This is a genomic window from Methylocaldum sp., from assembly GCF_035627495.1.
Classification (GTDB): domain Bacteria; phylum Pseudomonadota; class Gammaproteobacteria; order Methylococcales; family Methylococcaceae; genus Methylocaldum.
Window position 1 is genome coordinate 1 of the sequence record NZ_DASPLO010000170.1, and the last position, 7,896, is coordinate 7,896.

A 7,896-nucleotide genomic window follows, 5' to 3' on the forward strand; every position below is an offset into this window, starting at 1 on the left:
GCTTGTCGCCCTCTACAACCAGCACATCCCACAGCGGGCCTTGGGCCATCTCACCCCCGTTCAAGCTCTCAAAAACTGGCAAACCTCCCATCCCCATCTCTTTCGCAAGAAGGTTTATAAACAGGCGGGACTTGACACCTACTTCACATTAGGCTTTTTGACATTTCAAAAACAAACAGGCATTTAAGTAAGTTTTTCTCTTTTACCCACAAGTCAAAAATCCCAACATCTTCAGGCTTGTGGTTAATACTGTTATTTAAAAATACCTAAAAAGTGGAGGTTAAATAATAGACTATTAATGTAGCGATCATATCTATCAAACACCAATTAATTGCTTAACAGGAGAGATAATGATAAATAGCTTTCGTTTGACCTTTATTCTAGTTGTTTCCATGCTCTGGGCCAATATCGCCGTGGCACTGGAAGCCCCACAGCAGGCGATACAAAGCTTGTCAGCATGGACGAATCAAAGCGGTTCGACTCTCTATATTGACAGCATTGCCCCAACCGGCCAGATAACTGGTCATTATATAAATCGAGCACAAGGCTACGGCTGCCAAAACACATCGTACCCGGTAACCGGTTGGGTTTATGGCACAGCAATTACTTTCACTGTTAAGTGGGAAAATCCGGCAGAGTCATGCAATTCGATTACATCATGGACTGGTTTCTATTATCAAGGTGCCATAACTACTTTATGGCAACTAGTCGTTAACGGATCAACGAATAAAAGCCAAATTATCCAAGGAGAGGATATTTTTAGTTCAGTTGAACAGAAGAAGTCGCCGTCCTTAAAATTGAAGTAGTCTAACAGGGTGATCAACCGGAACCCGGTCTGAGGTTTCTTGGCCCGTTGCGCACGCGGGTAGGTTCGGGGCTTCGGTCGGGTCCACCGCTGGCCGGGTCCCGTTATTTTGAATGTTAGGCGTTAGCAAAATAAAGGAGGGTCTCAAATGCTAGTGAGAAGGTGTCCGGCCTTCGTTGTTTGATTAATGCCCCAGGGTCCGAGCGTTCGTTTCCAGCCGCGCTTTATATGGTCCAGCAACCGCTCATTGACGCTTGGGGCGTGTTCGATGTCGGCTTCGTCGAGTTTGACTTGGCCTTGGTTGAGAGGCCTGCTTAGGGCATAGAGCTTGACTTTGAGCGGATCTTCCAGGGTGTCACCGAGGAACGGGTACTCAAAGGCTGGATTCAGGAGTATCTTTGAATTCTGATCATGTAGGGTGCTTTTATGAATTATCGGGACATTATTACCATCGAGCCGGGCAAACGTGGCGGGAAGCCGTGTATCCGGGGCTTGCGGATCACGGTGTATGACGTGCTGGAGTACTTGGCTTCCGGCATGACGCCTTCCGAGATTCTTCAAGATTTTCCGTATTTGACCGCCGAGGACATTCAAGCGTGTTTGGCGTATGCGGCCGACCGTGAGCGGCATTTGATGTCCGTCGCCGCGTGAAGCTGCTTTTCGACGAGAATCTTTCGCCCCGACTGGCATCGGCGCTGACCGATCTTTTCCCCGGTTCGTCGCATGTCCATTCACTTGGATTGGGCGGGGCGGATGACGTGGCCGTCTGGGAACGCGCGAAGCTGGACGGGTTTATTTTGGTGAGCAAAGACTCGGATTTTTACGAGCGCAGCCTGCTTTACGGGTTTCCACCAAAGGTGTTGTGGATTCGTCGCGGGAATTGTTCAACGTCAGCGATTGAGGCAATGATCCGCGATCACTTCGACGATATCGCCAACATGGATCGAGACCCTGAAATCGGCGTCTTGTTGATCTTCTAAGCTGGGTTTGCCCCCTGTCAACCAAGTGTCAACGCCGTTGTCACGTTTTGACGGTTTTTTGTGACGCTTCGTTTTGTAGGTGCTTGTATTGAGGCACTTTTCGTGACTTTGCGGCACATTGCAACGGACTCTGACCCCGTCAACCTAGAATAGGTGTCAGGCTTTCGTTGTTGGACTGATCACCCATGCCCAGAGCGTTCGTTGCCGTCCACGCGTCATCGACGTTCCAACTGCTCCGGTCCGGCTGAAACAACGGTGTCATTGTCTCGGCCCTGACTCCCTTTCTGAGGACATCAAACATATGAATCAGCTCCCACCACTAATTGATTTGATCGTCAAAGTAATTCGGGAGACTGAACGTAGGGTCCTGACGTTTAGATCCGCCGGAGGCATCCCAGACGCAATTTTGCGAACCATCCTCTTCCCGTTTCCATTCTTACACATCGGCATCGGAGAATTGCTACGCCCTGTTTGGAGGTGGGCGCTTATGAGCTTTGCGCTGCTTCTTGCTGCGACATTCCTTGTTTCATATGCGGCCATTTCTGCAGAGGCCAAGAGTTACGTCTTGTTGTCTTGTATCTACGCACCAATATTTCCAGTTGCTTTCGCTGTTCCTAGTACATTCGCTTTCGACTCAATTAAGGGTCCACAAATCCAAGGACTGGCGGACTATATCTATTCTTTGGGAATCGACACCGAGGCGACAATCAGTGCTTTTGAAGACGGAGTATCTATTGTTACCGAGCGCGCCTATGCACGAACAAAGGCGTTTCAGTGGTTTATGACTACAGTTTGGGCGCTCTTCTTGTACGGCGCCAATCAGTTCAACAGTTTCGCACTCAACATTGCACCAAAGCAGATTTCAGAAATTATCGCGGACGATATTTCAGCTTTCATACTCTATGGAATCGTATCTGTGCCAAACATAATCGTAATTATTGGTTATAAGAAAGGTAATGATGCGATATTTCGCCGAGTGCAGTTCGCAATTCAAGAATTGAAATTTCGAGTCGCGAACAACCAAACGAATTTGGTCCAACCCGGCGTTGCAGCGGGCACGTTGCACGCGGTGCGCCTCTGAACTTAACGTGAGTTGAAACTTGCCGAGGTTTCGGAAACCTGGGACTTGGATGAGAACACTTTGCTGGATTTAAGCGAAGGTGTCAGGCTTTTGTTGTTTGACTAATGCCCCAGGGTCAGAGCGTTTGGTTCCGGCCGCGCTTCATGTTTTCCAGGGCCGCTCCTTGGCGCTTCGGACGTGTTGACAGGTTTCAGATCCGGCAATCTCTTGATGGTGTTATTCTGACGGTTTAGGGAGTCGATCGCTTGCGTGTCGTCAGCAACAAGGCTTTACGGGATTTTGCGGTTTTGCATCCTCCCGCGGAGAAGCCTTTGCAGGATTGGCGGAAACGGATTGAATCGAATAGGTTCAGTTCTTTTGGCGAGTTGAAGGCGGTGTTCGGTTCCGTGGATAAAGTAGGGCATTATTATGTCTTTGACATTGCCGGTAACCATTACCGGCTGATCGCCGCTATCCATTTCAATACACAAACGCTTTACATTCGTGCGGTACTGACGCACGCCGACTATGACCGCTGGAGGCCTTGATGCAAGCCACTGAACTTTCCGATGTGATCCGCCACTATCAGGCGATTTGCAACGCCGTTCCGCTCTATCCGATCCACTCGGAGGCCGAATACGACCGGGCGGTGTCGATCCTGAACGAGCTTTTGGACGCAGGCGGCGCCGATGAAAACAATCCGCTTGCCCGCTTGGTGGAAACGCTTGGGCTTTTCATCCATGAGTATGAGAAGGTCCACCATCCCTTGAAGGAAGCGACGCATTAGCGTTTTTTTCCGATAGGACGTCCAGGCGATGAAGATTACGTATTTTCAGGATACGGAGACGCTTTATATCGCGTTGAAGCCTGTTGAGGTTTCTGAAACGTGGGACCCGGACGAGAACACTTTGCTGAATTTAGACCCGCACGGGAATATTTGCGGGATTACGATCGAGCATGCGAAGGAGAGGGCGGAAGTCACGCTTCCATGAATCATTCTTGTGCTACCCTGCATGACAGAAGCCATTGAAAATTCTACTGATGCCCGGGATTGAGATATGATTAAGTTTCATGAAAATTTCGTTACGGATGCCAATGGGAAGCGTAAGGCGGTTGTCATCGATATCGAGGAGTATCAAACGATTCTGGAGGAGCTTGAAGAGTTGGAGGCAATTCGAGCTTATGACGCGGCCAAGTTGTCGAACGATGAGGAAATCCCTTTCGAAGACGCCATCGCCGAGATCAAGAAGGCTCATTAGTGGCTTTTTTAGTTTTAGACTTCTGCCCAAACGTTTTTTTGGGGTCGCGCGGGGCAGGGGTTTGAGATTTGAGAGAGATACAAGACAGTTGACGAAAACGCCCGGTTTTGACTGGGCTTTTTTGTTTGGATAGAGTCAGTACGGGCCTTAAGGGATTTGGAGGCGTTATGCATATCGTATTTTTGGCTTTGTTGGGGCTGCTCGGCGGGTGCGCGTCCGATCCGGCGGCGCGGCAGCGGGTAGTCGAGTCGGTTCAAAAGCAGTGTTTGGCCGACGCCAAGAATTATGTTGAGACCGGCGCGGCGAGGGACTACTTCACGCAGTGCGTCGATAGTCGGTTATTGGCTTTGGGTGAAGATCCGATCTACGATCTCGCTTTTGAGGAGCGATGGCCGGAGTTCGAGAATCGTACGACTGGGCAGATTCTTCAGGAAAGATAGGCCGAGTTTCGAACGCCAGCTTTTGGGCCGGTTGCGTCGGGAAAGCCGTTCATCGACGCGTGCAGCCGTGCGTGCCAGTTTGTACCGGAGCATGGCAGCGGGGTTTCTGCGGATCCAATCACGCTGAATGCTTATGGACTTGGGGTGCATATGGATGCGACGGGGCGGCCGGTTCGTTCTGTGCCGTGGCCGCAGGTTGGTTTGCGATTTCGACATGTACCGCCGAACGCCCCGCCTCCCTTCCAAAGCGCCCTCTTTAGGGCACGACCTCCACGGTAGCCATCATGCCATTGTCCTCGTGGGCCACGATATGGCAGTGGTAAACGAACTTGCCGACGATCACCGGATTGGTGAACGGGATAAGTACCTTGACCTGGCTTTTCACGGGAAGATTGACCACGTCCTGCCGACCGGTAAAGGGTATCGGCTGCCCGTCGATTTCAGTGACCTGAAAATCAAGCTGATGGATGTGAAAGACGTGCATTTCGTTACTCACATTCTCGATCGTCCATTCTTCCACATCCCCGAGTTTGACCTGGGTATCGACGCGATTCGGATCGAATTGCTTGCCGTCGATATAAAACTGATTGGTATCGGGATCCTCGGAGAATGGGAAGCTGCGACGTTGGGCAATAGGCTGACCGCGTAAATCCTCTACCTGCGGAAATTGATCGGCCGTCGGAAGCTGAACCGGTTCGCGCGCGGCGCCTTCGGAAATCAAGGTTGCCAGCACCACTTCAGGATACTGATCCCCATCGGGCCCGGTGTCGACGGCCAGAGTGCGCAATTGATAAATCCCACGGCGACCGCCTTGGATGAGCACCTCGGTGCGGGATGCCGGCGGCAATAGAATTTCGTCCCGCGGCACGAGCTGGGTATGGCGGTTGCCGTCGGCGGCGATTTCATAAAGCACGTGATCGTCGAGCTTCAGACGGTAATAAATATCCGCTCCGATATTGCCGATCCGCCAAAACTGCGTTTCCCCAGGGCGGATCTTCAGCGTGGGATTGACCATGCCGTTGACGGTGCGGGTCGTGCCCGCATTGCTATCGATGTTGTCGGAAGGAATCTGCCCGTCGATGTTCTCAAAATCCTTGAGGAGCATGATGCGCTCCTTGATGCGGTGCAACTGCGGAAACGGATCGAGCATACCCTCGACGATCAGACCGCCCGACATGCCCCCGAAAATCTGCGCCTCGACCAAACCGTGCATATGGGGGTGGTACCACAGAAAACCGGCGGAATGGGCGTCGGGAAATACGATTTTCTGCCGATAGTTCGTATTCGGCATGATGTCGACGAAGACATTGTCGCCATTGTCCAGGGGCGATACGTTCGAGCCGTGGTGATGCAGATTCGTCGACGTGTCCAGTGAATTGATCAGTTCGATATTCATGGTATCGCCAGGACGAACTCTCAGCGTCGGCGGGGTATAAGTATCATTGAACACCGTGGCAATAACGTTCTGCCCGCCGATCTGGATTTCCTGTTTGGCGGCGGTGAGCATTGCGTTCAGCACCCCGTCTGAACTGGCTATTTCCGGTGGATTTTGGAATGTTTCGGCAGGACCGCCTTGTTGTCGCTGTGCGTTCCCGGTACCGCTCGCGTCGCCACCTGGGGATGTTGATTCGCTAGGTGTCGACTCCGTGCCGGCCTCAACCCAAGGATTCGGAAGTATGGCGGCCGCAAGACCGGTGAGCGCCAACGCGGCGGCAACGGGTAGAAAAGGAAATTTGCTGGGTGTGCGCATGATCAGCCCTCCTTGGCTTAAGGTCTTCAGATCGAAAACCGTTGACTCATTATGCTATCACGCCGATAAAAAACGGTATCAGAATTTGCTCGTCCATCATATGCGCCGGGGCATGGACGAATACAGCGACTGTCAGTTCAGCAGGGCTACTAAATTTCCGCTTTAGTCTTATCTTGGTTCACAGATAACAAGTTAGAAGGGCTTAATTGCTTGTAGATTAGGATAGCGAAGCGTATTCCGCCGCATTGTCAGAGCGTTTTTTTCCGGCCGCGCTTCATTTCGTCCAAAAGCCGCTCATTGACGCTTCGCGCATGTTCGATATCCCAAATCCGAATGGCTTCTTCCAGTTTGACCCGGCCTTGGTCGACCATGTGGCAGAGGCCGACTCTCAGGGCGTAGAGCTTGATGACGAGGGGGTCTTCGGGGGTGTTGGCGAGTTGCTTTTCCCAGTCGGCGGTGATTTTGGGATCTTTGCAGTAGTTGACCGGCAGTTCTTCGGCCTGGAGGCTGAAGGGCAGGGTAAGCGTCAGTAGCAAGGGCCAGTGTTTCATGGTTTTCTCTCTACAGGTTTTTAGGGGCGCTCCGCGGATTAGGGCGGCGTCGGCGGCAATCCAATCTGTGAGAAGATGGGTGGCGAAAGCTATCGAGCACCGCACGGCTGAAGACATGACATTGGAGCTGTCGATGTCGCTATCCTAATCATTTAAGGAGTCGATAGCTTGCGTGTGGTCAGCAACAAAGTGTTGCGTGATTTTGCTGGCATGCATCCTCAAGCCGAGGGAGTCTTGCAGGATTGAAGAAAGGAAGTTGAATCGAATCGGTTCAGTATCAGGCGATCTGCAACGCCGCTCTATCCGATTCATACCGAGGCGGAATACAGAGCCGGGCGGTTTCAATCCTGAACGAGCTTTTAGACGCAGACGACGCCGATGAAAACAACCCGCTTGTCCGCCGGGTGGAAACGCTCGGGCTTTTCATTCATGAGTATGCGAAAGCAGAGGTCTGCTGACGATGGTGGAGTCCGACGGGTCATGTTCGCGGCTTCCGGTAAGGTCAATCCGTCCTCCGCTTTACTGCCTCGTCCCGGGATTCCGGGCTCGCTTCATTCTCGTCCTCCGTTTCTGTTATTTTACGAAACGCCGGCCCTATTTTTTCAGCCTAATTGATGCCGGACAGGCGTGACTTCGATGAACTCTCACTCACTTGGAGTGATCTCATAAATTGACTGTGAAACCAATGAGAGATTACCTATATGAAACCAGGTGCCATAGTTAATGCTACATTCAATAACTGTCATTGTATTGCCAGAATTACTGGTGTCGGCAAGAAGTATGGAGAACCCTTTTTTCATATTATATTAATCTCGCCGTGTGTAATGGATACTGGCATTATACCGGAGGGAACCAAGACCTGGGTATGGCCAGAAATGGTTACACTGGGAGCTAATGACCCTGGTTGAATCTGAGCTAATGACATGGACTCCCCCTACTCCTACGGCATCGGATGTGCCAGATTGGAGTTGGGTTATACCAATCACTAGAGAGGGGGAGTGTCATGCAGGTTGCTCGAATTGGGCTGGACATTGCAAAGAACGTGTTTCAA

The 7,896-nt window shown here is 51.5% G+C and carries 11 protein-coding genes and 1 pseudogene; 10 read left to right on the top strand and 2 right to left on the bottom strand.

All coding sequences use genetic code 11. The features are described from left to right. From VEB01_RS15255 to VEB01_RS15300, 10 genes and pseudogenes are all read left to right on the top strand, one after another. A pseudogene (locus tag VEB01_RS15255) lies at positions 1 to 187 on the top strand (hypothetical protein); the annotation flags it as partial. A gap of 163 nt (positions 188 to 350) precedes the next feature. Beyond that, complete coding sequence (locus VEB01_RS15260; protein ID WP_324876889.1) at positions 351 to 806, top strand: avidin/streptavidin family protein; 456 nt, start codon at positions 351 to 353, stop codon at positions 804 to 806. 425 nt (positions 807 to 1,231) lie between these two features. Then, positions 1,232 to 1,456 (top strand): DUF433 domain-containing protein, encoded by a 225-nt coding sequence (locus VEB01_RS15265; RefSeq protein WP_324876891.1) that lies wholly within the window; start codon positions 1,232 to 1,234, stop codon positions 1,454 to 1,456. Further along, on the top strand, positions 1,453 to 1,785 hold the full coding sequence (locus VEB01_RS15270; RefSeq protein ID WP_324876893.1) for a DUF5615 family PIN-like protein: 333 nt from the start codon (positions 1,453 to 1,455) through the stop codon (positions 1,783 to 1,785). The genes VEB01_RS15265 and VEB01_RS15270 overlap by 4 nt, the downstream gene beginning before the upstream one ends. A gap of 487 nt (positions 1,786 to 2,272) precedes the next feature. Then, positions 2,273 to 2,866, top strand: a complete 594-nt coding sequence (locus tag VEB01_RS15275; protein WP_324876895.1) for a hypothetical protein — start codon at positions 2,273 to 2,275, stop codon at positions 2,864 to 2,866. Positions 2,867 to 3,111: 245 nt separating this feature from the next. Then, positions 3,112 to 3,393 carry a type II toxin-antitoxin system HigB family toxin gene (locus VEB01_RS15280; RefSeq protein ID WP_324876897.1) on the top strand — a complete coding sequence of 94 codons (282 nt, stop codon included), beginning with the start codon at positions 3,112 to 3,114 and terminating at the stop codon, positions 3,391 to 3,393. Further along, a complete protein-coding gene (locus tag VEB01_RS15285) occupies positions 3,393 to 3,632 on the top strand; it encodes a hypothetical protein (protein ID WP_324876899.1) in 240 nt (79 codons plus the stop codon). The genes VEB01_RS15280 and VEB01_RS15285 overlap by 1 nt, the downstream gene beginning before the upstream one ends. 28 nt (positions 3,633 to 3,660) lie before the next feature. Continuing rightward, on the top strand, positions 3,661 to 3,837 hold the full coding sequence (locus VEB01_RS15290; protein WP_324876901.1) for a DUF2283 domain-containing protein: 177 nt from the start codon (positions 3,661 to 3,663) through the stop codon (positions 3,835 to 3,837). A gap of 66 nt (positions 3,838 to 3,903) precedes the next feature. Beyond that, the gene (locus VEB01_RS15295; protein ID WP_324876903.1) at positions 3,904 to 4,104 is read left to right on the top strand and encodes a hypothetical protein; all 201 of its coding nucleotides are present in this window, start codon (positions 3,904 to 3,906) and stop codon (positions 4,102 to 4,104) included. Between the two features lie 167 nt (positions 4,105 to 4,271). Next, a complete protein-coding gene (locus tag VEB01_RS15300) occupies positions 4,272 to 4,544 on the top strand; it encodes a hypothetical protein (protein WP_324876905.1) in 273 nt (90 codons plus the stop codon). A gap of 256 nt (positions 4,545 to 4,800) precedes the next feature. Here the strand turns inward: VEB01_RS15300 and VEB01_RS15305 are convergent, their stop codons facing one another. Continuing rightward, positions 4,801 to 6,294, bottom strand: a complete 1,494-nt coding sequence (locus VEB01_RS15305) for a multicopper oxidase family protein (protein ID WP_324876906.1) — start codon at positions 6,292 to 6,294, stop codon at positions 4,801 to 4,803. Positions 6,295 to 6,542: 248 nt separating this feature from the next. Next, positions 6,543 to 6,845, bottom strand: coding sequence for a hypothetical protein (locus VEB01_RS15310; protein ID WP_324876908.1), 303 nt, complete (start codon positions 6,843 to 6,845; stop codon positions 6,543 to 6,545). Positions 6,846 to 7,896 lie beyond the last annotated feature (1,051 nt).